This window comes from Rhodanobacter sp. T12-5 (assembly GCF_008329435.1).
Taxonomy (GTDB): domain Bacteria; phylum Pseudomonadota; class Gammaproteobacteria; order Xanthomonadales; family Rhodanobacteraceae; genus Rhodanobacter.
This window is the reverse complement of sequence record NZ_NPKN01000006.1, coordinates 27,654-53,076: the sequence shown is the minus strand read 5'-3', so window position 1 is coordinate 53,076 and position 25,423 is coordinate 27,654. Positions and strand designations below refer to the sequence as shown.

The 25,423-nt window shown below is 66.3% G+C and carries 12 protein-coding genes; 8 read left to right on the top strand and 4 right to left on the bottom strand.

Annotation, left to right across the window (positions count from 1 at the left end):
• Positions 1-4 precede the first annotated feature (4 nt).
• Positions 5-1,204 carry a chromate efflux transporter gene (chrA, locus tag CIW53_RS12560; protein ID WP_197736657.1) on the bottom strand — a complete coding sequence of 400 codons (1,200 nt, stop codon included), beginning with the start codon at positions 1,202-1,204 and terminating at the stop codon, positions 5-7.
• Complete coding sequence (locus tag CIW53_RS12555) at positions 1,201-2,682, bottom strand: multicopper oxidase domain-containing protein (RefSeq protein ID WP_149365080.1); 1,482 nt, start codon at positions 2,680-2,682, stop codon at positions 1,201-1,203. Before CIW53_RS12555 ends, chrA begins: the two co-directional genes overlap by 4 nt.
• Positions 2,683-2,787: 105 nt before the next feature.
• Here CIW53_RS12555 and prfB point away from each other — a divergent pair.
• The 7 genes from prfB to zipA all read left to right on the top strand — a co-directional run bounded on the left by prfB (position 2,788) and on the right by zipA (position 11,121).
• Positions 2,788-3,913, top strand: a protein-coding gene (prfB, locus tag CIW53_RS12550) for a peptide chain release factor 2 (RefSeq protein ID WP_149365079.1) whose coding sequence is annotated in 2 segments (ribosomal slippage) — positions 2,788-2,862 and positions 2,864-3,913 — 1,125 coding nt in all. Because the reading frame shifts where the segments join, the coding sequence is not laid out codon by codon here.
• A gap of 41 nt (positions 3,914-3,954) precedes the next feature.
• Positions 3,955-4,281, top strand: coding sequence for a hypothetical protein (locus tag CIW53_RS12545; protein WP_149365078.1), 327 nt, complete (start codon positions 3,955-3,957; stop codon positions 4,279-4,281).
• Between the two features lie 109 nt (positions 4,282-4,390).
• The gene (lysS, locus tag CIW53_RS12540) at positions 4,391-5,923 is read left to right on the top strand and encodes a lysine--tRNA ligase (protein WP_149365077.1); all 1,533 of its coding nucleotides are present in this window, start codon (positions 4,391-4,393) and stop codon (positions 5,921-5,923) included.
• 3 nt (positions 5,924-5,926) lie between these two features.
• Positions 5,927-6,226 carry a YciI family protein gene (locus CIW53_RS12535; RefSeq protein ID WP_149365076.1) on the top strand — a complete coding sequence of 100 codons (300 nt, stop codon included), beginning with the start codon at positions 5,927-5,929 and terminating at the stop codon, positions 6,224-6,226.
• Entirely contained in the window at positions 6,223-6,486 is a 264-nt protein-coding gene (locus CIW53_RS12530) for a BolA family protein (RefSeq protein WP_149365075.1), read from the top strand. The genes CIW53_RS12535 and CIW53_RS12530 overlap by 4 nt, the downstream gene beginning before the upstream one ends.
• Before the next feature lie 131 nt (positions 6,487-6,617).
• Complete coding sequence (smc, locus tag CIW53_RS12525) at positions 6,618-10,127, top strand: chromosome segregation protein SMC (RefSeq protein WP_149365074.1); 3,510 nt, start codon at positions 6,618-6,620, stop codon at positions 10,125-10,127.
• 10 nt (positions 10,128-10,137) lie between these two features.
• Positions 10,138-11,121, top strand: a complete 984-nt coding sequence (gene zipA / locus CIW53_RS12520; protein ID WP_149365073.1) for a cell division protein ZipA — start codon at positions 10,138-10,140, stop codon at positions 11,119-11,121.
• A 39-nt stretch (positions 11,122-11,160) separates the two neighbouring features.
• Here zipA and CIW53_RS12515 read toward each other — a convergent pair whose 3' ends face one another.
• The gene (locus tag CIW53_RS12515) at positions 11,161-15,030 is read right to left on the bottom strand and encodes a glycosyl transferase family 36 (protein WP_149365072.1); all 3,870 of its coding nucleotides are present in this window, start codon (positions 15,028-15,030) and stop codon (positions 11,161-11,163) included.
• A 180-nt stretch (positions 15,031-15,210) separates the two neighbouring features.
• On the opposite strand from CIW53_RS12515, the gene CIW53_RS12510 reads away from it, so the two are divergent.
• A complete protein-coding gene (locus CIW53_RS12510; protein ID WP_242451894.1) occupies positions 15,211-16,551 on the top strand; it encodes a glucoamylase family protein in 1,341 nt (446 codons plus the stop codon).
• Positions 16,552-16,639: 88 nt separating this feature from the next.
• Here the strand turns inward: CIW53_RS12510 and CIW53_RS12505 are convergent, their stop codons facing one another.
• Positions 16,640-25,285 carry a glucoamylase family protein gene (locus CIW53_RS12505; RefSeq protein WP_149365071.1) on the bottom strand — a complete coding sequence of 2,882 codons (8,646 nt, stop codon included), beginning with the start codon at positions 25,283-25,285 and terminating at the stop codon, positions 16,640-16,642.
• Between the last annotated feature and the right edge of the window lie 138 nt (positions 25,286-25,423).

Genomic DNA, 25,423 nt, shown 5'->3' with positions numbered 1-25,423 from the left:
TCCATCAAAACAATACCGTGAGCAGCGAAGCCGCCACGCACCATACGACGATGGCGAGCGCCGGCCAGCGTGCCCAGCCGAGCAGAACGAAGGCGCTCAGCGCAATGACGGCATCGCGCGGGCGATGCACGGCACTGAGCCACACCGGGTCGTACAGCGCGGCGGCAAGCAGGCCGACCACGGCAGCGTTGACGCCGGCAAGCACGCGTGCGGCATCATTCCGCGCGGCCAGCGCCTGCCAGAACGGCAACGCCGCGGAAACCAGCAGCAGCCCCGGCAGAAAGATCGCCAGCAGACAGACCGTGGCGCCGAGTGCGCCACTGTGTCCGATACCGATACGTTCGCCAAGAAATGCCGCAAGGCTGAACATCGGGCCGGGCACCGCCTGGGCCGCACCGTAGCCGGCAAGAAAGGTGTTGCCATCGAGCCAGCCCGGATCGACCACGGTCTGTTTCAGCAGGGGCAGCACCACGTGACCGCCGCCGAAGACCAGCGCGCCAGCCCGGTAGAACCCCGCGGCCACCTGGGCCCACGGTGGCGCACCGGGCCACGGCACCAGGGCGAGCAGCAGCAGGACGGCAAACACAGCCAGCAGCGCGGTGCCGCCGCGACGTCCGTGCCGCAGAGACAGACGATCGCCCGGACGCGCCATGACCGTGCGGCACAGCCACGGACCCAGCACCGCACCGAGGGCGACCACCAGCAATTGCATCCATGCGTTGCCGCCGATCGCGATCAGCAAGGCGGCGAGCGCGGCGAGCAGCAGGCGCGGCAGGTCCGGCGTGAGCCGGCGCGCCATGCCGAGCAGGCCCTGGGCGACTACCGCCACGGCGACCAGTTTCAACCCGTGGATCGCCGCCAGGCCCAGCGCGCCGGACAAATGCGCACTCAGCACGGCGAAGGCAAACATCAGCAAGGCCGAGGGCAGCGTGAAGCCGACGAAGGCGGCCACGCCGCCCCATCCGCCCGCCCGCAACAGGCCGATGGAAAACCCCAGCTGGCTGCTCGCCGGCCCTGGCAGGAACTGGCACAACGCCAGCAGCTGGCCGAAACGCTCGTCGTCCAGCCAGCGTCGCCGTTCGACAAACTCGCGATGGAAATAGCCCAGGTGCGCGATCGGCCCGCCGAACGAGGACACGCCCAGCCGGAGAAATGCAGCCAGCACCTCCCAGGCGGAGCCACGCGGCATGGTCGCGTTGCTCATGCGCAATCGAACAGCGCCATGAAGCCGAAGTCCATGTGCAGTTGCATGTGACAGTGGAGCAGCGACAGTCCGCGCTGGTCGGCCGTGAAATCGACATCCATGCTTTGGTAGCCACCCAGCATCGCCACGTCCTTGATCACGCCGGCGACGGGCTGGCCGGCGATGCGGGTGATCTCGAAGCTGTGCCGGTGCAGGTGCATCGGGTGGATGTCGTCGCTGGCGTTGTGCATGCGCAGCCGGTAGCGCTTGCCGTATTGCAGCCGGAAAGTCGGCCGCATCGCCTGCATGTCGAACGGCTGGCCGTTGATCGTCCACTGGTTGAAGCCGTGGAGGGCCGCGTTGCGTTTGGCGAACGTCAGCTCGATGGTCTCGTCCGGTGTGGCCGGCGGCGGCGCATCCGGCGAGGCGAAGCGACGATAGTCCCACTGGAACGGCGGCGGCTTGATCCATTGCGGCTTGCCGCCGTGGCCGGCGTACTCAACCACGATGCCCATGCCGCGGGTGCGATCATCATCGGCCAGGTCGCCGAGTATCCACGCGCCCGGATGCGTCATCTCGACGATGGCCGAAATGCGCTCGGCGGTGCCCAGCCACAACACCGGCACCGCCGCCGGATGCGGTACCGGGTTGCCGTCAAGCGCCAGTACCGTGAACGTGTGGCCGGGCAGGGCGAGGCTGCGTATCTCGGTGGCGCTGCCGTTGACGATGTGCAACAGCACGCGTTCGCCGGCGCGCACGCGGATCGGTTCGCCGTGGCCGAGCATGCGGCCGTTGATCGAGAATGTCTGGTAGCCGACTTCATAGCCGTGCTGTGCGCCGCCGGCCAGCGAGGCCTTCATCGCCTTTTCGCCACGCCGCAGCAGGGCCGCGTCGCGTTCGTCCGGCCGCAGGAAGTCCATCGCCATGTCGCCGCCCTTGCTGAAGAACGGATCGAACTCCTTCAGGGTCAGGAACACCTCGCGGTCCCAGGCGCCGGACTCGTGCTGCGGCTCGATGTACACGGGCCCGACCAGGCCGCTGTACTGGCCGAGGTCGAGATCGGCCCCGGCGCGCAGATGCGTGTGGTAGAAACGCAGCCCTGCCGGTCCGGGCACGAAGGCGATCCGGCGCATGCCGTGGGCCGGAATGTACGGGGTGCCTTCTTCGGCAGCGCCATCCACCGCGGCGGGCAGGAATTGCCCGTGCCAGTGCAGTTGCTCCGGCGTGTCGGTGTCGTTGTGGATGTCCACCACCACCGGCCGGCCTTGCTTCAGCCGCAGCAGCGGCCCGGGAAACTGGCCGTTGTACGTGCGGGTGGAAACGATGTGGTCGGGCGCCAGCTCCACCAGGCTGCGGCCGATGCGCAGCGTGTGGTCGGCAGGGCGATGCGATTCGGCTGGCCGCATCGCCGGCACATCGCCGGCCTGGAGCAGCCCCGGCATGGCGCCAGCCAGGGTCAGCCCACCCAGTTTCAGGAACTCTCGGCGGTCGATCGGCATGGCGGGCCCCGTTCGGAAATAGGCACGGCCAGTGTAGTGTGGCGTGCAACGAAGGCGGCGTGTCCTCTGGTATTCTTGCGGGCTTGCATCCCGGACCGCCAACACATGATCGAGACCAATCCCATCCATGCGCAGATCGCCGACCTTCGTGGCCGGGTCGAGTCGCTTAGGGGGTATCTTTGACTACGCTACAAAAAGCGAACGTCTTGAGGAAGTAACCCGCGAACTGGAAAGCCCCACCGTGTGGGATGATCCGGCCCGTGCACAGGAACTGGGTCGCGAACGCGCCCGCCTCGACACCATCGTCAGCGGCATCGACTCACTGACCGCCGGCCTTGCCGACGCCGGTGACCTGCTCGACATGGCCATCGCCGACAGCGACGACGAAACCGCGCAATCGGTGATCGACGACCTGGCCAAGCTCGAGGCGCAAGTCGGCAAGCTGGAATTCCAGCGCATGTTCTCCGGCAAGATGGATGCGACCAATGCGTTCGTCGACATCCAGGCCGGTGCCGGCGGCACCGAGGCGCAGGACTGGGCCGAGATGCTGCTGCGCATGTACCTGCGCTGGTGCGAATCGCGCGGCTGGAAAACCGAGTTGATGGAGGTCAGCGGCGGCGACGTGGCCGGCATCAAGTCCGCCACGTTCCGCGTGGAAGGCGATTACGCCTACGGCTGGCTGAAGACCGAGATCGGCGTGCACCGGCTGGTGCGCAAGAGCCCGTTCGATTCGGACAACCGCCGGCATACCAGCTTCACTTCGGTGTTCGTGTCGCCCGAAGTCGACGACGACATCGACATCGAGATCAACCCGGCCGACCTGCGTACCGACGTCTACCGTTCGTCCGGTGCCGGCGGCCAGCACGTCAACAAGACCGAGTCGGCGGTGCGCATCACGCACATCCCGACCAACACCGTGGTGGCCTGCCAGACCGGCCGCAGCCAGCACGCGAACCGCGACACGGCGATGAAGATGCTGGCCGCGAAGCTGTACGAGCTTGAAGTGCAGAAGCGCAATGTCGAACGTGACGCGCTGGAAGCGACCAAGTCCGACATCGGCTGGGGCAGCCAGATCCGCAATTACGTGCTGGACCAGAGCCGCATCAAGGACCTGCGCACCGGCATCGAGCGCACCGATACGCAGAAGGTGCTCGACGGCGATCTCGACGAATTCATCGAGGCCAGCCTGAAATCCGGCCTCGAGGCTGGTGCCAAGCGCATCGACGCGTGACGCCCGATTCCTTCCGTTCCGCTCACTGACGAGGTGGCCGCATGAACAGCAAGAAGATCTGCGCAATCCTGATCGCATTTGCCGCGCTGGCCGCGTTCGGCGCGGGGGCGCAGTCGCAGCAGGGCAGCGCCGGCCAGAGCATCAAGCAGGATGCCAAGACCGTCGGCCACGGCGTCGCCGACGGCGCCCGCGATGTCGGCCACGCGACCAGGCACGTCGCCAGGAAGGTCGGCCACGGTGCGAAGGAAGCCGGCACCGGCATCGGCCATGGCGCGAAGAAGGCCGGTGTCGCCATCGGCCATGGTGCGCGCGAAGGCTGGGACGCGACGAAGCATGCGGTCAAGCACGTGTTCAGCAAGGACGATTGACGCGCAATGCCGTCGCGGAGACATGCCGGTACGCATTGGTTTGGCAACCAGACGATAGACAAAGAGGCGTCCGCCGACCGGCGCGAGCGCAGGCAGCAATGGAATCCCCATGAGTGAACCGACCGATACCCTTCCCATCGACGAGAACAAGCCTGACGACAATCGGCTGATCGCCGAGCGCCGCGAGAAACTGAAGGCGCTACGCGGGCAGGGCATCGCATTCCCGAACGACTTCAAGGTCGACAGCTTCGCCGGCGACCTGCAGGCCGAGTTCGCCGACAAGGACGCGCATACGGCCGAGGCCGTCGAGGCTGCCGCGCGCCGGGTGAAGATGGCCGGGCGCATCGTGCTCAAGCGCGTGCAGGGCAAGGTCAGCTTCGTGCAGCTGCAGGACTTCAGCGGGCGTATCCAGCTGTTCATCCACCAGGGCACGCTCGGCGAAGCCTACGAGGCGTTCAAGGGCTGGGACGTCGGCGACATCGTGGGCGCCGAAGGCGTGCTGATGCGCACCAAGACCGGCGAGCTTTCCGTCCGGGTCGACCATCTGCGCCTGCTGACCAAGAGCCTGCGCCCGCTGCCGGACAAGTTCCATGGCCTGGCCGACGTGGAGCAGCGCTATCGCCAGCGTTACGTCGACCTGATCGTCACCGAGGAGGCGCGCCGCACTTTCATGCTTCGCTCGAAGATCATCGGCACCATGCGCCAATGGCTGGAAGCGCCCACGCGTCGCTTTATGGAAGTGGAGACGCCGATGATGCATATCATCCCCGGCGGCGCCACGGCCAAGCCGTTCGTCACCCATCACAACGCGCTGGATCTGGACCTGTACCTGCGCGTGGCGCCGGAGCTGTATCTCAAGCGTCTGGTCGTCGGCGGCTTCGACCGCGTCTACGAGATCAACCGCAACTTCCGCAACGAAGGCGTGTCGACCCGGCACAATCCCGAGTTCACCATGCTGGAGCTGTACCAGGCCTACGCCACCTACCACGAGATCATGGACCTCACCGAGAGCGTGATCCGCGACACCGCGCAGGCCGTGCTGGGTACCACGCAGATGGAATGGGACGGTGCCGCGATCGACGTCGGTCCGGCGTTCCGCCGCTGGCGCATGGAAGACGCGGTGCTGGAACACAACCCCGAGATCCGGCGCGAGGAACTGCGCGATCGCGAGGCGATGGCGGCACATGCGAAGCGTCTCGGCGCGCAGGTCAAGCCGGGCTACGGCTGGGGCAAGCTGCTGCTGGAAATCTTCGAGAAGACCGTCGAGCACACCCTGGTCCAGCCCACCTTCATCACCGACCATCCGGTCGAGGTGTCGCCGCTGGCGCGCGAGAGCGATACCGACAAAGGCATCACCGACCGCTTCGAGCTGTTCGTCAACGGCAAGGAACTGGCCAACGGCTTCTCCGAGTTGAACGACCCGGAAGACCAGGCCGCGCGCTTCCAGGCCCAGGTCGACGCGAAGGACGCCGGCGACGACGAGGCGATGCACTTCGACGCCGACTACATCCGCGCGCTGGAAGTGGGCCTGCCGCCCACCGGCGGGCTTGGCATCGGCATCGACCGCCTGGTGATGCTGCTGACCGGATCGGCCTCGATCCGCGATGTGCTGCTGTTCCCCTATATGCGCCCGGAGGCTTGAACCATGTGGTACGCGATCATCGGCACCGACCATCCCGAATCACTGGAAGCACGCAAATCCGCACGTCCGGCTCACCTGGCCCGCCTGCAACAACTGCAGGACGAAGGCCGCATGCTGCTGGCCGGTCCGTTCCCTGCGATCGATTCGGAAGATCCAGGTCCGGCCGGTTTCAGCGGCAGCCTGATCGTGGCTGAATTTTCCACGCTGGCCGAGGCGGAAAGCTGGGCCAAGGCCGACCCGTATGTCGCCGCCGGCGTCTACCGCGAGACCACGGTCAAGCCGTTCCGCAAAGTGCTGCCGTGACTGCAACGCCTCCCGTCATTGCGCAGATCCGCGAGCGCCTGCAGGCTGCATTCGCGCCGACCGAGCTGGACGTGGTGGACGAAGGCCACAAGCACGCCGGCCATGCGGGGGAGGGCAAGGGCCACTTCCATGTGCGCATCGTCAGTACGGCTTTCGCCGGCCAGTTGCCGATCAAGCGCCACCGGATGATCTATGCGGCGCTCGACGGGTTGATGGATCGGGGCATCCATGCCTTGTCGATTGATGCAAAAGACAAATAATAACAATTAGATAGTTATCATTATTGAAGTACTATCTCATGTCGACGCGCATTGCAGCTCCGCCCCGCGTTTGGCACAGTGACCTGTCGCCCGGCCGTATGGGCGTTACCCGATGACCCGTTGATGACCGCATGCGCCTGAGCACCATAAAACTCGCTGGTTTCAAGTCCTTCGTGGACCCGACCACCCTGCACCTGCCGAGCAACATGATCGGCGTCGTCGGCCCGAACGGCTGCGGCAAATCCAACATCATCGACGCGATCCGCTGGGTGATGGGCGAGAGCGCGGCCAGCCGCCTGCGCGGCGATTCGCTGACCGACGTGATCTTCTCCGGCTCCAACACGCGCAAGCCGGTAGGGCAGGCCACGGTCGAGCTGATCTTCGACAACGCCGACGGTTCCATCCAGGGCGAGTACGGCCAGTACGCCGAGATCTCGGTGAAGCGCCAGGTCACCCGCGACGGCCAATCCGCCTATTTCCTCAACGGCGCGCGCTGCCGCCGGCGCGACATCACCGACCTGTTCCTCGGCACCGGCCTCGGCCCGCGCAGCTACTCGATCATCGAGCAGGGGATGATCAGCCAGATCATCGAGGCGCACCCGGAGGAACTGCGCACGCATCTGGAAGAAGCCGCCGGCATCTCCAAGTACAAGGAGCGCCGCAAGGAAACCGAAAGCCGCATCAAGGCCACCCGCGAAAACCTCGACCGCGTGCGCGACGTGCGCGACGAGGTCGACAAACAGCTCGAACACCTGAACCGCCAGGCCCGCGCGGCCGAACGCTGGAAAGCGCTGAAGGAAGAGCAGACGCGCAAGGAAGCCGAGCTGCGCGCGCTGGAATACCGCGGTCTGAAGAGCCAGCACGACGGCGAGGGCGAAGGCCTGTCCGCCGCCGAGATCGAGATCGAGAAGCAGCTGGCCGGCCAGCGCCAGATCGAGGCGCAGCTGGAAAGCGTGCGCGAACGCCACACCGACGCCAGCGAGCACCTGAATGCGGTGCAGGCCGAGGTGTACAAGGTCGGCGCCGAGATTGCCCGGGTCGAGCAGCAGGTGCAGCACAACCGCCAGACCGCCGAGCGCCTGCAGCGCGCCCACGGCGACAGCGAACGCGAGCATGCCGAACTGGCTGCCCACATCGCCACCGACCGCGAGCAGATCGAAACACTGCGCATGGCGCTGGCCGAGGGCGAACCGAAGCTCGAAGCCCTGCAGCAGATGCAGGACGACACCGCCGAAGCGCAACGCAGCACCGAAGCAAAACTCGCCGACTGGCAGCAGCGCTGGGACAGCCACACCCGAAACGCCGGCGAATCCAACCGCGCTGCCGAAGTGGAACGCACCAAGCTCAACTATCTGGACCGCCAGGGCATCGACCTGGCGCGCCGCCGCGAAGCGCTGGAAACCGAACAGAAGGCCACCGACGTGGCCGCGCTGGACGCCGCCGGCGAGCAACTGCACAGCGAGCACGACACCCAACGCGAGCGCGTCGAAACCCTCGGCAGCCTGCTCGACCAGCACAAGTCCAGCCACGAAAAAGTGCAGGAAGAAGAGCGCCAGGTGCAGTCGGCGCTGAACGAGGCCCGCCAGCAACTGCAGACCGCCCGTGGCCGGCACGCCTCGCTCGAAGCGCTGCAGCATGCCGCGCTCGGTCAGGAAGAAAACGCCGCCAGCGGCTGGCTGGCTCGTCTCGGGTTGAACAAGTCACGCCGCCTCGGTGAGTCGCTGCAGGTCGAGAACGGCTGGGAAACCGCGGTGGAAACGGCGCTGAGCGGTTTTCTGGACGCGGTGCTGGTGGATGGCTCGCATGCGTTGGCGACGGAGTTCGATGCGCTCGACAACGCCGACATCGCCTTGCTCGACAGCGCCGAGGGCGGCGTCGGCACCGCTGGCACGCTGGCCGCCCACGTGCGCGGTCCGGCGGCGGCGATGGCCATCCTCGGCCATGTACTTACTGCCGAATCGCTGGCCGACGCCCACCGGCAGGTGGCCTCGCTGTCCGCACTGGCACCGTATCAATCCGTGATGACGCGCGGCGGCGAATGGCTCGGCCCGGGCTGGGCGCGCGTGCGCCGGGCGCAAGGCAGCCAGGTTGGCGTGCTGGCGCGCGAACGCGAGCTGCGCACGCTGGCCGAACAGATCGCCATGCTGGAAGCGCAACTGGAAGAAGCCAGCGAACGGCTCGACAACCTGCGCACCAGCAAATTCGAAACCGAACGCGCGCGCGACGACGCCCAGCGCGAGCTGTACAACGCGCACCGTCGCCAGTCCGAACTGGCCGGCCAGTTGCAAAGCCACCGCGGCAAGCTGGAAACCGCCCGCGCCCGTGCCGAAAAGGTCAACGGCGAGCTGGCCGACCTGTCCACGCAGATCGACGAGTTGCAGAACCAGACTCGCGAAGCACGCGCACGGCTGGACGAATCGGTCGGCCTGATGGGCGACCTGGAAGACCAGCGCCGCGAACTGGAAAACGAACGCCGCAGCCTGCTCGAGGCCCGCGAGGAAGCCCGCATGAATGCGCGCGAGGCGGCCGATCAATCGCATTCGCTGGCGCTCTCGCTGGAGTCCAAGCGCTCGTCGCTGAGCTCGCTGGAACAGGCGCTCGGTCGCATGGACGCCCAGCTGCGCCAGATCGAGGCGCGCCGCAACGAGATCGCCGAACAGCTCGCCGCCGGCTCCGACCCGATCGCCGAACTCGAAGCCGAGCGCCAGGCGTATCTGGACCAGCGCCTGCTGGTCGACAAGCAATTGGTGGAAGCGCGCCGCGCACTGGAAGATTGCGACCTCGAATTCCGCAAGCTCGAACAGCAGCGCCACCTGGCCGAGCAGGGCCTGTCCGCATTGCGCGAGGGCCTGTCCGAGAAACGCCTCGCCGCCCAGGCTCTGCAACTGCGCGCCGAACAACTGGCCGAAGCGATCGCCGCCTCCGGCCTCGAACTGGAAACCCTGCTGGCCGAACTGGCCGACGACATCGACGCCAGCCAGTGGCGGTCACAGCTCGCCGACATCGGCCAGAAAATCGCGCGGGTCGAGCCGGTGAACCTGGCCGCGATCCAGGAGCACGCCGAACAGAGCGAGCGCAAGACCTACCTGGACAACCAGCTGGCCGACCTGGTCAGCGCGATGGAAACCCTGGAAGGCGCGATCAAGAAGATCGACCGCGAAACACGCCAGCGCTTCAAGGAAACTTTCGACAAGGTCAACGCCGGCGTGCAGGCCTTGTTCCCGCGCCTGTTCGGCGGCGGCCATGCCTACCTCGAACTGACCGGCGACGACCTGCTCAGTACCGGCGTATCGATCATGGCGCGCCCGCCCGGCAAGCGCCCGTCCAACATTACATTGCTCTCCGGCGGCGAAAAGGCGTTGACCGCCGTGGCCCTGGTGTTTGCGATCTTCGGCCTCAACCCCGCGCCGTTCTGCCTGCTCGACGAGGTGGATGCACCGCTGGACGAGGCCAACGTGGGACGTTTTTCGAGCCTGGTTCGCGAGATGAGCGAAAAGGTGCAGTTCATCTTCATCAGCCACAACAAGGCCACCATGGAGGCCGCCACCCAGTTGTGCGGTGTGACCATGCGCGAGCCGGGCGTGTCGCGACTGGTGCAGGTGGATCTGGCCGAAGCGGCTAAACTGGCAGGCGCTGCCTGAGGAACCCATGATGACGTTGCAACCCGTGCTCGCATTCGCCTGGAACCCTGCCGTCGGCATCCCGATGCTGATCGTGGGTCTGATCGTGCTGGCGCTGATGTGGCTGTTCGGCCAGCCAAAGAAGGAGCAGGGCAAGCGCCGGGTCGTGCCCACGCCGCATGGCGGCGAACGTCGCGAGCCCACGCTGGGCGAGGCCGGTGCAGGCGAAGAAGCTTCGTTCGACGGGTTCGGCACGGTGGCCGCCAGCTCTACGGCCGGCACGGAAAACCCCCGGCAAGGCGAATTGGAAGTAGGTTTGCGCGAAGAGCTCGAGCGTCTCGGGGCCACGCTTTCCGGCGAGCGCTCCCAGTCGCCGGCAGCGCCGGCGAAACCCAAGCCACCGGCCAAGTTGGCCGACCATGTCGCGTCGATCATCGACGCCTTGCGCGCACCCAGCGCCAGCCAGCCGGCACCGGCCATCGAAATGCCACAGGCACCTGCGCCTGCTGCAGCGAAGGCGACCAACACGCCGCCACGTTCGGACCTGGGTCGGCGTCCCGCGCAGTTGCCGGTGGAACGGATCGTCACCTTGTTCGTGGTGGCGCGCGAAGGCAGCTTCTTCAACGGCCCGGACTTGGTCGTAGCTGCCGAAAAGGCCGGTCTCGAATTCGGCGACATGGGCATCTATCACCGCCTGGTCGACGGCAAACGCGAACTCGGGCCGATCTTCAGCGTCGCCAACATGCTCAAGCCGGGCAATTTCGATCTCGCCCGGCTGGACGCGCTGCACACGCCCGGGGTGAGCTTCTTCATGACCCTGCCGGCACCGTTGCCGGCCCTCGATGCCTGGGACGCCATGCTGCCCACCGCGCAACGCCTGGCCGAATTGCTGGATGGCCAGGTACTCGACGAAGAACGCAACGCCCTCGGCCGCCAGCGCATCGCCCATATCCGCGACCAGCTGCGCGGCTGGGACCGCGACCATGAAGGCAAGGAAATCATCTTCGGTCGCTAGGCCTGCCTCGCCGGGCTGACGGGCCTGCAGTAGCGTCCGTCAGCCGAGCACGATGCGCAGCGCATGCGCCTGGCCGTCGTCGACCAGGGTGATCGGGTCCGCAGCCGGGCACGCCGCACCATCAAGCTCGACGGCCGTGACGCCATGACCGGCGTGGTTCGGATTCTCGACCGTGATCGTGTATGCGCTCACATGCCGCCGACGATGTTGATAGCGCAGCTCGAAGCCTGGCCACGCCCGTGGGATACACGGATCGATGCGTAGTTGTTCTCCGTGCAGATGGAACCCCAGCACCGCTTCCAGCCCGGCGCGATACAGCCATGCGGCGGAGCCGGTGTACCAGGTCCAGCCCCCACGGCCGATGTATGGCGCGACCGAATAGACGTCGGCGCAGACCACGTAGGGTTCGACCTTGTAGCGTTCGACGGCCTCGGCACTGCCGGCGTGATGGATCGGGTTGAGCAAGTGGAACAGGCCTTCGGCACGGTCGCCGTCGCCGAGTCCGGCCCACGCAAAAATCGACCAGATCGCGCCGTGTGTGTACTGGCCCCCGTTTTCCCGCACACCGGGCGGATAGCCCTTGATGTAGCCGGGGTTTTCCTTGCCGTGATCGAACGGCGGGGTGAAAAGGCGGGCAACCTGGTTGGGGTGGTCGATCAGCAGGCGGTCGACCGAATCCATCGCTTGTGTCGAACGCGCCGGATCGGTGTTGCCGGCCATGACACTCCATGACTGCGCGATGGTGTCGATCCTGCATTCGTCGTTTTCGCGCGAGCCCAGCGGTGCGCCGTCATCGTAATAGCCGCGGCGGTACCACTGGCCGTCCCAGGCCTGCTCCAGAGCGGCGCGCAGTTCATCGGCGTAATCGCGCCAGTGCCTGGCACGCGCCTTTTCTCCGCGGTGTTCGGCGTGCGGCGCGAGTGTCGCGATCGTGGCGAGCAGGAACCAGCCGAGCCAGCTGCTTTCGCCGCGACCCTCGGCACCGACGGCGTTCATGCCGTCATTCCAGTCGCCGGTTTCGATCAGTGGCAGACCGTGTGCGCCGCGGGTAAGCGCGGTGTCGATCGCCAGCGCGCAATGTTCGTAGACGCTGACGTGTTGCTGCGCCACGCCGGGTTGGAAAAACGCATCAGAGGCTCCGTCGGGAATCGGCTGGCCGGTGAGGAATGGCAACACCTCGTCCAGCACGGCCGCGTCGCCGCTCACGTCGACGTAGTGCGTGGCGACATAGGCCAGCCAGATGCGGTCGTCGCTGATCTTCGTGCGGATGCCCTGGCCCTTCGGCGGCAGCCACCAGTGCTGCACGTCGCCCTCGGCAAACTGGCGGCCGGCGGCACGCAGCAGGTGCTCGCGGGCGAGGTCTGGGCGGCTCACGCACAGCGCCATCACGTCCTGCAACTGATCGCGGAAGCCGTAGGCGCCGCTGGACTGGTAGTACGCGGTGCGCGCCCACAGCCGGCAGCCCAGCACCTGGTACAGCAGCCAGTCGTTGAGCAGGAGGTCCATCGCGCGGTCCGGCGTGCGCACCTGCACGGTGTCGAGCAGTCCGTTCCACTGTGCGGCCAGGTCCGCCAGCACGCTCTCCATCGTGGTCGCGCGGAAGGTTTCGACCAGTTGCCTGGCAACGGCTTCCGAGTCGGCATCGCCAAGCAGGAAGGTCAGCTCGATCTGTGTCTGTGGCGGCAATTCGATGCGCGTCTGCAACGCCCCGCACGGATCCATTCCGGCGCCAAGCCGGCCGTCCAGCGGACCGTCGTCGCGCAGCGCAGCCGGTTGCACGACCGTGCCGAGTGGGCCGAGAAACGCAGCGCGATCGCCGCTCATCGAATGTTGCTGCCCGGACAGGTCGAAGAACGCCACCCGCTCACCGAAGTCGGGCCGCCAGCGGTTGCGCGCAAACAGCGCGCCGGTGGTTTCGTCACGAGAGGTGACCACGTACGGCCCCGGTGTGGTGCCGTTCGCACCCAAGGCCCACTCCACATAGCCGGTGATCGACAGCGTCCGCGTGCGCGACGAGCGATTGCACAGGCGCAGTCGCGACAGTTTGACCGAGGCGTCGGTCGGCACGCACTGGGTCAATTCCAGTTCGATGCCATGGGCATCGTTGTTGAAACGCGACCAGCCTTTGCCGTGGGTCGCCGAATAAGCGGCATTGGCCACGCGGATCGGCAGCGCCGTGGCACTCCACAACACGCCGGTTTCCTCGTCACGCAGGTACAGCACGTCATGCGGCGTATCGCTGACCGGATCGTTGGGCCATGGCGTCAGCGGGTTTTGCTGGCTGTTCAGCGACCACGCGTAGCCGCCGCCGTCGGCCGAGACGAGGAAGCCGAACGTCGGGTTTGCGATCACGTTTATCCACGGTGCCGGAGTACTGCGGCCGTCCCCGAGGTCGATCCGGTAGGCGCGACCGGACTGCGTGAACGCGCCGATGCCGTTGGCGAATTCGAAGTCCGCGTCGGTTGTCGCGACCACCTCGTCCATGCGGCGGGTTGCGCGGATGGCGGGCGGCGTGGCGACGCTGTCGCCTGCATTGGTTGCAGCCGGGGCGGGTGGAGCCTCGTCCGGCAGCAGCCGTGCTGCCGTCAGCAGGCCGTCGCGCAGTTCGGCGCTGATCCCGTCGTCGCGCAGCAGGAACAGCTCAGCCTTCGGCGCATGCTCGTCGGCCTTCAGGCGCGCCTGTTGTGCATTCGCCAACGGTTCGAGCTCAGCTTGCAACGCGTCAGCCGCTGCGCCGCCGGCGACGTTGAGCAGTACCACGTCGACGGCGAGCTGCCGGCTTCGCCAGTCGATCTGGGCCAGCAGCACATCCTCGACCCGCGGCAACGCCTGCAGATCGTCCACGCGCAGCAAGGTAATCGGGCGATCGCCGGAAATACCTGCGGCCCACAAGGTCGGCGGCCCGCCGCGACCCTGCATCAGCGCCGCCGGCGCCGCGCGCTGCTCCGGATCGTTGCACAGCAGGGCGCTCATCCAGTGCGCGAAGCGGGTGGCTTGCGCGATATCGACAGCGAGTCGCTGTTGTTCCGCTTCGGCGTGGTTCGTGGCGGCGTCGAAAAGCCGGGCGGCGGCGCTCGTGTCGCGCAGCCGGGCGGCGAGCGCCCTGGCGCCTGCGCGCGTGTCGGCCACTTGCGTCCACAGCAGCAGGGTCACGCTGGCACCCGGTGCGAGGATGAAATGCTGACGCAGACTGAAGACCGGATCGAGCACGCAGCCGACCGTGTTCGAGAGCGGCGTATCGGCCTGCATCGCCACGGCGTCGCGCAAGGTGCGCGTGCGTCCGAGGAAGCGCGCACGATCGCTCTCGTACCCGGCCGCGGCGGCGTTGTCCTGACCCTCGATCTGCAGCGCCTGCGCCACCCACATCTCGGCCTCCTTGCTGTCGCGCCGGCGGCGCGTGGCGAGCAGCAAGCCGGCCGCGGCGTCCCATTCGGTCTGCACGAACATCTTGGAGAACGCCGGGTGTGCGTTGTCGGCGGCGATCGGGCCGAGCACCATTTCGGCGTAGGAGGTCAGCGACAGCCTGCGCGTGCGGTCACCGTGATTGCTCAGAGTCAACCGGCGCAACTCGATGTCGGCGTCGCAGGCCACCGCAATGTCCAGCACGCTGTGCACGCTGTGGTGGCGGCGGCTGAAGGTGGCGCGGCCCGTGCTGAACGCAACCGCATCATCCGGCGTGCGGGTGCCGTAGGGCTGCTGCGTGGCCGACCAGGACTCCGCGTTGTCTTCATCGCGCAGCAGCAGATAGCTGCCCCAGCTCTCGACGGTGGGGTCCTCGCGCCACCGATTCACTGCCAGCTCCCGCCACCGGCTGTAACCTGAGCCAGTCGCACTCAGCATGACGCTGTAGCTGCCGTTCGACAGCAGGCAGCGTTGGCGGGTGTTGATGGTGCGCGAGGATGCGGGCATGGTGGGTCCTGTCGAAGGCGGGCAATTCCCGCATCGTGCACCTTGTGCGGCATACATGCCGTCAAGGCATGAACCCGCGTTTCACGATGGCGAAGATAGGATGGCGGCGATATCGACGGGCCACAGGCATCGACGAGCCCGGAATTCACTTCGATGCGTCACTCATTGCCGCAACAGACCATGACGAAAACCATGAGTTCCGATCCGCTCAGTCATCCGATGGAATCCGCCCCGATGCTGCAGCACTTGCAGAGCAAGGCGTTCGCCTATTTCCAGTACGAAACCAACCCGGTCAACGGACTGGTCAGGGACAAGACAGCGCCGAACTGGCCGGCCAGCATTGCCGCCACCGGGCTGGCCTTGAGCAGCTATCCGGTGGCGGTCGAGCGAGGCTTGATGAGCCGGGCCACCGCGATCGCGCGCACGCTTGCCACGCTGCGGTTCTTCCGCGACAGCCCGCAGGGCCCGGAGCCGGACGCCTCCGGCTACTGTGGCTTCTACTACCACTTTCTCGACATGCAGACCGGTCGTCGAGCGTGGAAGTGCGAACTGTCGACGGTGGACAGCGCACTGCTGTTTGCGGGCATGTTGACGGCGGCCGCCTATTTCGAGGACGACACCGCTGAACAGAAGGAAATCCGCGAGCTCGCGAATATGCTGTACCAGCGTGCCGAATGGCCCTGGACCCAGGCCGCGGACGGCACCATCGGCCACGGCTGGCACCCCGAAAGCGGCTTCATTCCGCACCGCTGGCAGGGCTACGACGAGGGCCTGATGCTGTACGTGCTCGCACTTGGATCGCCGACGCATCCGCTGACACCGGACGCTTATGCGGCATGGTCGTCGACCTACGAATGGAAGCATTGCTACGGCATCGATTACCTGTATTGCGGGCCGATGTTCACCCATCAATTGTCGCAGGTATGGATCGATGCCCGCGGTATCCGGGATGCCTTCATGCGCGACAAGGGCATCGACTATTTCGAAAACAGCCGCCGCGCGACGATGGTGCAGCAGCGTTACGCGATCGACAACCCGCTCGGCTTCAAGAACTACTGCGATCACTGCTGGGGCATCACCGCCAGCGATGGCCCGGGACCGATGAGCGTGAAGATCGACGGCATCGAACGCCAGTTCTACGATTACGTCGGCCGCGGCGCGCCATATGGCATCGACGACGGCACGCTGGCGCCGTGGGTGGTGGTGGCATCGCTGCCGTTTGCACCGGAAATCGTGCTGCCAACGGCGCACCATTTCATCCACACCCTGCAGTTGCACGAGCAGCATCCCTACGGCTTCAAGGCAAGCTTCAACCAGACCTACGTCGACAAGCCCGGCCTGCCGCTCGACGGCTGGGTGTCGCCGTATTTCTTCGGGCTCAACCTGGGCCCGATCGTGCTGATGGTGGAAAACCATCGCAGCGGCATGCTGTGGGAATTGATGCGAGGCTGCCGCTGGATGGTGGACGGGCTACGCCGCGCCGGCTTCCAGGGCGGTTGGCTGGACCAGCAGCGGCCGTGAAGCCGTATGGCACGTTGACGGCAACGTGTCCGGTTCGAGTGTGAACCGGTTCGGCGAAGGTCGAAGAAACCAGCCGCATGACCGATGTTCAATCGGCTGGCACATGGCCGGATTTTTCATGAGGCAGCGACGCCGACGCCGCACGCGGCCAGTTGAAATTCACGCTGTGATCCACGCCGTCGTCGATCAGGACGATGCAGCCATCCGGCTGTGCGACGCCATCCAGCCACAAGGTGCTGGTGGTGCCCGGGCCGCTTTGCCGCAGGTTGATCCGGTACCACGTGGCAAGGTGGCGGTAGTCCATGGAAAAGCCCTCCCACTCCGGCGGCAGCACCGGCGCGAAGCGCAGGCGGCCGGCGTCCAGCCGCAAGCCCAGCAGCGACTCGATGATCAACCGGTACATCCAGCCGGCGGAGCCGGTGTACCAGCTCCAGCCGCCGCGGCCGACGTGGGGCTCGACGGCGTAGACGTCGGCGCTGACCACGTAGGGTTCGACCTTGTAGACGCCCATTTGCACGGGATCGATGCCGTGGTTGACCGGGTTGATCATGCGCAGCAGTTCCCAGGCGCGCGCACTGTCACCGAGCTCGGCGAATGCCATCGTGGCCCAGATCGCGGCATGGGTGTACTGGCCGCCGTTTTCCCGCACGCCTGGCACGTAGCCCTTGATGTAGCCCGGGTCCATCGGCGAGCGGTCGAACGGCGGGTCGAGCAATTGCACCAGGCCGGCATCGCGGCGTACCAGGTGTTGGTCGAGCGAGTTCATGGCCTGCTGCCGGCGCGCTGGTGATGCCACGCCGGAGAGCACCGACCAGCTCTGCGCAATCGAGTCGATGCGACATTCGCTGTTGCCGCTGGAACCGAGCGGGGTGCCGTCGTCGAAGTAGGCGCGGCGATACCACTCGCCGTCCCAGCCATGCAGTTCAAGTGCGGAGCGCAGCCTGGCGAGCTCGCCGTCGCAGCGTTGTGCGAACGCTTCGTCGTCATGCAGGCGCGCCACCTCGGCAAAGCTGCGCAGCACCTCGCAGGAGAAGAAGCCCAGCCAGACGCTTTCGCCGCGGCCGTGTTCGCCGACGCGGTTCATGCCATCGTTCCAGTCGCCGCTGCCGATCAGCGGCAGGCCGTGCACGCCGCGTACAAGGCTGTGTTCGATCGCGCGCACGCAGTGCCGGTACAGGCTTTCGTACAGTCCCGACGGTTGCGGCAGGTCGTAATAGGACTCCTCGCCCTGGTGCAGCGGGCGGCCTTCGATGTAGCCGATCCGCTCGTCCAGCACGGTCGTGTCCGCGGTGGCCAGCACGTAGCGGCTGGTGGCGAGCGGCAGCCACAGGTAGTCGTCGGAACATGCCGTTCGCACGCCACGATCCAGCGGCGGATGCCACCAATGCTGCACGTCGCCTTCGGGAAACTGATGCGCGGCACATAGCAGCAACTGCGCGCGCGACAGCTCGGGGGCGGCGTGCAGCAAGGCCATCGAATCCTGCAACTGGTCGCGGAAGCCGAACGCACCGCCGGACTGGTAGTAGCCGCTGCGTGCCCACATCCGGCAAGCGATGGTTTGGTACAGCAGCCAGCCATTTGCCAGTACGTCGAGCGCGGGATCGGGGGTGCTGACCTGCACGGCACCGAGCAGGTTCGACCAGTGTGCGCGCACCTGGTCCAGCGCTTGCGTCGCCGCACCGCGGCCGCGGAATCTTTGCACCAACGCGCTTGCGTCCGCTGCATCGCGTCCGAGACCGAGGCGGAATACCAGTTCGTGTTGCGCGCCGTCCTCCAACGCCACGTTGACTTGCAGCGCCGCGCAGGGATCGAATCCCGCGCCGATGCGTCCGGACAGATGCATCCGGCCCAGCGCGGCCGGTGCGCGGGTGCTGCCGTTGCGACCGAGGAACTCGCTGCGATCGCCACCGATGCTGCGGTTGGGGTCGTCGACATCGAAGAACGCAACGCGGTTGGGAAACTCGGTGTTGTACGCATTGCGGGCGAACAGCGCGCCGCTGACCGGATCCGATTCGGTGACCACGTGCATGGCAGTCTTCTCGCGCAAGTCTCCCAGCAGCCATTCGACGTAGCCGGTGACGCTGAGCCGGCGCGGCCGGCCGGAGCTGTTGCGCAGTTTCAGTCGCGAGAATTTCACTGACGCGTCGAGCGCCACGTAGATCCACAGTTCGCAGTGGATGCCGTCTTCCTCGTGCTCGAACACGCTGTAACCGAAACCGTGCCGGGTGATGTACTGGCCACTGCCGCGGCAGGGCAGCGGGGTAGGCGACCAGAACTCTCCGGTCTCCTCGTCGCGCACGTACAACGTCTCGCCGCCAGCGTCGCCAACCGGATCGTTGTGCCAGGGGGTGAGCCGGAACTCGTGCGCATTCTCGCCCCAGCTATAGGCGCTGCCGCTTTCGGAGATCACCGTGCCGAAGTGCGGGTTGGCCAGCACGTTCGACCACGGCGCCGGCGTGGTGTCGCCCGCTGCCAGCACGATCACGTATTCGCGGCCGTCGGCGCTGAAGCCGCCAAGCGGATTGGCCAGTTGCAGCAGCCTGTTCGGCTCCGGTGCAGTAGCCATTGGGGTCGGGCGCCGCGAGCGGCTTGGCTCAAAGGGCGGTGCGTGCGTCTCCACCCGGCGCCGGCCGATCTGCTCGGCGAGGCTGCCGCGATTGTCGGCCAAGATGATCCGCGCGCTGGCCTGCACTACCATGCGGTCCTCGCTGGACAATTGCTGCGCAGGGCGCACGAAGATGCCGCCGGGACGATCGAGCAGGCTGGCCTCGCTGCCCGATGCGATCAATCCCATGATCTGGTCGTGCAGCTCTTGCCGGTAGCCCGCGCGATCCTCGTTCCAGATCACCAGGTCGACGGCCAGGCCCTTCAGCCGCCAGTACGCATGCGCCTGCACCAGTTGGCGGACCAGTTCGATCCGGGCCGGGCTGGCGATCTGCAGCAGCACGATCGGCAGGTCGCCGGAGATCGACTGGCCCCACAACCCCGACTGGCCGCGCCGGTTGCCGCGCAGGACGCTGGGCTCGGCGCGCAGACTGTCGTTCGGAAAGATGATCGCAGTGGCCATGTGCTCATACAGCTGCGCATCGGCGAGGCTGGCGTTGAGTTGCCGCAGCAATACCTGGCTGTGCGTCCAGGCCAGGTCGAACACGCGATCGGCGAGGTGCCAGTCGCGATACTTGCCGATCAGCTGCAGGCAATACTCGCGGCTATCGGCCATGCCGGTGACCAGGTCCACCGTGGCCGACTGTTCCGGCTGGAGCGTGATGCGGCAACGGATCGCCACGATCGGATCGAGTACCGAACCGGCGCTGCCGGACAGCTGCGCCTGCTCGCGATCCAGCACCTGCGGATCGGCCGTACTGCGGCCCCGACCGATGAAACGCGCGCGGTCGGTTTCGTAGGAGATCGCGTCAATGTCCGCATTGTGCACGGCCAGCAGGTGGCACATCCACGGCACGTGTTCGTCGGCCGACCGCGGCCGCCGCGTGCACACGATGGCCTGCAGCTCGGGTACCAGTTCGGTCTGCACGAACAGCTTGCTGAAGGCCGGGTGCAGGGCATCGGCGAGCGGCGGCGCCAGCACCACCTCGGCGTAGCTGGTCAGCTCGATCACGCGGGGCGTGCGGCCGCGGTTGGTGATGCGGGTGCGGCGCAGTTCGATGTCGTCCTCGGGTGACACCACGATTTCGGTGTGCGTGTCGAACTCGCGTTCGCGCACGCGGAACTCGGCGCGTGCGTCGGAAAAGATTGCCTCGAACAGTTCGGTTTTCTTCCGCGTGGGCTGATACGCAGTGGACCAGTACTCGCCGCTGGCGACGTCGCGCAGGTAGCAGAACATGCCCCAGTTGTCGCGCGTGATGTCCTCGCGCCAGCGTGTCAGCGCCAGATCGCCGCGGCGGCTGTAGCCGCCGCCAGCGCTGCTGAGCATGACGTGGTAGCGGCCGTTGGACAGCAATTGCACGGCAGGGCGCGGCCGGTCCGGATCGGTGAACACCCGCAGCCGCGCCTCGGCCATGCGCAACGTGCCATCGACCTCGGGGAAGCCGGAGGCGTGCATGTACTCGGCCGCCGTCTTGGGCACGCGTTCCTGCAGCAACAGGCTGGTCGCCTGGAATGGCGGATCGGATTCGAAGCGCCGCTGCATCGGTCGATCCAGCAGTGCGTAGTCCAGCGCCAGCAGGCTCATGCCCTGGTGATGTGCCATGAACGACCGGACCAGTGCCGAGCTCTGTCCCAGCGGTAGCCGCGCCTGGGTGTAATCAATCGCCTCGTAGAGGCCGAAGCGCGCGTGCCCGGCATCTTCGGCCAGTCGTTGCAGATTCTTCGTCGCTGCCGCCGGCGCCACCATCATTGCCAGAGCGCTCGCGTAGGGCGCGATCACCACGTCGTCGCCGAGGCCACGCATGAGGCCGAGGCCTGGCACGCCGAACGCTCGGTATTGATAAGTGAAGTGCGCGTCCACCGTGTTGTAGCCGGATTCCGAAACGCCCCACGGCACGTTCAACTGCTTGCCGTACTCGATCTGTCGCGCCACCGCGGCGCGGCAGGTCTGGTCGAGCAGGGTGCCTTCATAACTGGGCATCACCAGGGTAGGCATCAGGTATTCGAACATCGACCCGGTCCAGGACAGCAGCACGGGTTCCCCGCCACTGGTGGTCAGCAGGCGGCCGAGCGCGAACCAGTTCTCCTGTGGCAACTGGCCCTGGGCGATCCCCACGAAGCTGGCCAGTCGCGCTTCCGATGCGAGCAGGTCGTAATAGCCTGCATCGAGACGACGCTCGTCGACGTTGTAGCCGATCGCCAGCAGGTCACGCGTGTTGTCATAGAGGAAGCCGTAATCCATCGCGGCGAAGTCTCCGGCCTGCTGCACGAGCTGCTCGATCGCGATGATGCGTTCGCGCGCCCGCTCGCGGATCGTCTCGGCCTGCGCCGTCGCCGGCCAGCACAACGGCTCGATCCTGGCCAGCTGGCGCAGGGTCGGGATGCCGCTGAAACCGCCATCGTCTTCTGGCGGGGGGTCGAGGTTGAACATGCCGGCTTCGTCGCATAGATCGCTGCACTGGTCGAGCAGCGCATCGATCCAGAATTCCGCATCGCTGCCGGGTTCGATCACGAGTGCCTGGGCCAGCGCGTGGGCACGGTCCAGTTGCCGCTGCAGCAGTTCGGTGGCGGCACCGGAGGTGGCCGGCGGGGTCTTCAGCGCGCCCTGCAACTCACGTTGCAGCGGTTCCAGCGTACTGGCCGCGTTGTCTTCCAGCGTGTCATGCAACGCATTCAGGCAATCGAGCAGCCCCTGCAGCACGCGCGGCTGAAACACCGGTTCGTCGAGCAGCGCAAGCAAGCCGGGACGCAACGTCAGCAGGTGCCCGGCGAGGTTGCCGCTGTCCACCGCCGAGACGTAAAGCGGTGTCAACGGTCGCAGGCTCAAGGTGTCGTACCAGTTGTAGAAATGCCCGCGATGACGCGGCAACTGCTGCAGCGTGGCAAAGGTCTGCCGCGTGCGATCGAGCAGGCGCCCGGCGCTGAGGAAGCCGAAATCGAGCGCGGCCAGGTTGGCCAGCAGCGCCATGCCGATATTGGTCGGCGAGGTGCGATGGGCGATCACCGGCCCGGGTTGCTCCTGCAGGTTGTCCGGCGGCAGCCAGTGGTCGATGGGCCCGACATGGCTGTCGAAGAAAGCCCAGGTCTTGCGGGCCAGCACGCGCAGGAAACGCAGTTGCGCCATCGTGGGACTGAACGCGCTTGGCGCACGCGGCTGGCTGACCCACCACGCGATCGATGGCGAGAAGAACCACAGCAACAGCAGTGGTGCGGCCAGCAGCAGTACCAGCGGACGCTGGATCAGCAGGATTGCCGTCAGCGTCAGGGCAAGTACCGGACCGAACCACATGAGTCGCCATGAGGCCGCGGGAGCATTGCTGCTGCTTCGCTCGACTTCGCTGGAGGTTTGCCACAGCAGCAGGTGACGGCGACTGACCAGCACGCGCCACAGCGTGCGCACGATGGCGTCGAGGTGGTAGTGCGCTTCGTGCGGCAGCCAGGCCAGCCCCAGCGCCATCCGTGCGAAATGCTGCATGCCGGCCTTGAAGCCGGCGCGCAGGTGCTGGTCCAGTTGCACGTCGCGCGGCTTCTGTACCAGATCCAGCAACGCCGACAGCAGCGGCGGCACCAGCACCATCGACAATACCGCGAGCGTCCACGACACCACCGGCGACAGCAGCAGCCAGCCGATCAACAGCAGTGCAAGCAACGCGATGGGCACCAGGCTGCGGCGCAGGTTGTCCAGGATCTTCCAGCGCGACAACGCGGTCAGCGCATTGCGGCGCCAGCCGTCGTGCGCCGTTGGTGCCCATGGCAACAGCCATGGCAGCAACTGCCAGTCGCCGCGGATCCAGCGGTGCCGTCGCTTGACGTCGGCGCTGTAGCGGGCCGGATATTCCTCGAACAATTGCACGTCGCTGAGCAACCCCGAGCGTGCATGACAACCCTCGACCAGATCGTGACTGAGGATGCGGTTTTCCGGGAAGCGGCCATCCAGGCTGCGTTCGAAGGCATCGATGGCGTAAATGCCCTTGCCGATGAAGGAGCCTTCGTGGAATACATCCTGATAGACGTCTGAAACCATCTGCGTATAAGGGTCGATGCCTGCATCGCTGCCGTAGAGTTGCGCGTAGCGCGAGCGGGCGGTGCTGGGCAGGCTGATCCCTACGCGCGGCTGAAGAATGGCGTAACCCTGCGCCACCAGTCGGCGCGCCGGATCGTAGACGGCGCGGTTGAGCGGGTGGTCGATGGTGCCGACGAAGGCCTGCGCCGAGTCGCGCGGCAAACCGGTATCGGTATCCAGGGTGATCACGTACCGAACTGTCGGCAGGTTTTCGATGTCGCCGACGATCCGCATGAAGCGACCATCGGCATTGCCGCGCAGCAAGCCGTTCAGATCGGCCAGCTTGCCGCGCTTGCGCTCGTGGCCCATCCAGCAGCGCTCGGAGACGTTCCATCGGCGGGGCCGATGGAACAGAAAAAAGTGATCGGCCCCGGTGCCGTTGTAACGCTCGTTGAGCGCTTCGACACGGCGCTGGGCCAGCTGCAAAAGAGCCTCATCACCGGGCAAGGTTTCGCTTTGCGCATCGGCGAAATCGGTGAGCAGCGCGAAGTGCAGACACTCGTCGCGGTTGCCAAGGAAGCGCACCTCCAGCGATTCGACCAGTTCTTCCACATCCTGTGCGCTGGCGATCAGGCTGGGAATGACCACCATCGTGCGCGCGGCATGCGGGATGCCCGCCGAGTAATCCATCCTTGGCAGCAACTGCGGAGCGATGGTCAGCGTAGCCATCCAGTTGAGCAGGCTCAGTCCCAACTGGCTGGCCAGCACGATGGCCGGAATCGCGATCGCGATCAGTCCCCACGACGGTATCCGGTCGTGCGTCGCCGCCATGACCAGCGGCTCCGCAAATGCAAATGTCAGCAAGGCCAGCAGTGTCAGGTAGATCGGCAAGGGCGTGCGATCGAATCCGCGTCGCAGCTTTTCGCTCAGGTTCGGACGGACCCCGAGGCGCTGCTCCAGGCGGCGTCGACCGCGGTCGACCAGGTAAAACCCGACGTGGTGCGACAGCGTCGAATTGATGTCGTCAGGCGGTGCACCCTGTGACAGTTCGATCGTTGCTTCGGCGACCTGCAGTTCGGTCAGCCGGTGACGGCGCGCCAGCGTCTCCACGACGTGGCGGTAGCGATCGCGGGTCGCGAAATCCATCGCCGCATAGACCTCGGCCGGATCTTCGCGCAGGCACTGTTCGACCAGGCTGCAATGTTCGACGAAATCGCGCCAGTCGATCGACGACAGCGCGCGCAGGCTGCCGATGCTGTTGCTGATGGAAACCTGGTTGGCCGCCTGCTGCTGCGCCTCCAGCTGGATCAGGTGCTCGATGCTCTGGCCGGATTCGGACAGGCGCTGCTCGATCCAGCTCAGTGGCAGGGCCAGCGCCGGGCTCTGGCCCTGCAGGCGGCGCGCCATCTCGGCGACGAACGGGCCGGTCATCGGCGGATTCGAACGCGCCATGTCGGCGACCACCAGCACGACGCTCTTCGGGTCGCCCTCCGCGGTTGCCGCCATTGCATCGGCCCAGCGCGCGGCCTTGCCACGGTAGCGCCAGTCCGCCATCACCCTCGCGGCGACCCGGCGCAGGTTCTCGATCAGCGCCAGGCGCAGCATGATCGGTATCGCCCACAATTCACCCAGCGTGAGCCCGGTAACACTCTGATAGGCCTGGATGAAGCGGTGCAGACTGAGCGTGTCGACACGCCCATCGCCGTGGGAAATGATCTCCAGCGCGATGTCGTAGGCCCGCGGCAAGCCGGCCGACGGACCGCTTTCGAGCCGTGGCAACTCGCGGCTGTAACCTTTCGGCAGATGCCGGCGGGCGATCCGGATCTGCTCCTCGACCAGGTAGAAATTGTCCAGCAGCCACTCACCGGCGGGAGTGATCCGTCGCTTGCGCCGGGTGGCGTCGGTCAGCCGCTCGCAGGTGTGGATCAGGACCGCCTCGTTGTCGTCCAGCCTGGCCAGCAGCAGGTTGCTGCGCGAGCGCGGGCTCAAGCGGTGCTGGTTGGCCAGCGTCTGGCCGTGGCGTTCCATCTGCTCGGCACTGAACAGCTCCGAGCGCAGTGCTGGCTCCTGCTCCGGCTTTGTTCGCATGGCCGTGCGGCGTCGACGGAACGCACGCAGGCGACGCATCTTGAGAAAATCCAGTGTGCTGCCGATGGTCAATGAGACACCTTTGCCTGTCTGTGGCGATCCTCCGGCAGGGTGGTCCATCACACGATGGCCTGGCGGGCAACGCTCATGAAGTTTGGGTCCGGCACGCGCCGGAAT

Bases quoted from the DNA above. Each gene is read 5' to 3' on its own strand.
- chrA (WP_197736657.1), bottom strand. From the start codon at position 1,204: ATGAGCAACGCGACCATGCCGCGTGGCTCCGCCTGGGAGGTGCTGGCT.
- CIW53_RS12555 (WP_149365080.1), bottom strand. From the start codon at position 2,682: ATGCCGATCGACCGCCGAGAGTTCCTGAAACTGGGTGGGCTGACCCTG.
- CIW53_RS12545 (WP_149365078.1), top strand. From the start codon at position 3,955: ATGAACAGCAAGAAGATCTGCGCAATCCTGATCGCATTTGCCGCGCTG.
- lysS (WP_149365077.1), top strand. From the start codon at position 4,391: ATGAGTGAACCGACCGATACCCTTCCCATCGACGAGAACAAGCCTGAC.
- CIW53_RS12535 (WP_149365076.1), top strand. From the start codon at position 5,927: ATGTGGTACGCGATCATCGGCACCGACCATCCCGAATCACTGGAAGCA.
- smc (WP_149365074.1), top strand. From the start codon at position 6,618: ATGCGCCTGAGCACCATAAAACTCGCTGGTTTCAAGTCCTTCGTGGAC.
- zipA (WP_149365073.1), top strand. From the start codon at position 10,138: ATGACGTTGCAACCCGTGCTCGCATTCGCCTGGAACCCTGCCGTCGGC.
- CIW53_RS12515 (WP_149365072.1), bottom strand. From the start codon at position 15,030: ATGCCCGCATCCTCGCGCACCATCAACACCCGCCAACGCTGCCTGCTG.
- CIW53_RS12510 (WP_242451894.1), top strand. From the start codon at position 15,211: ATGACGAAAACCATGAGTTCCGATCCGCTCAGTCATCCGATGGAATCC.
- CIW53_RS12505 (WP_149365071.1), bottom strand. From the start codon at position 25,285: ATGCGTCGCCTGCGTGCGTTCCGTCGACGCCGCACGGCCATGCGAACA.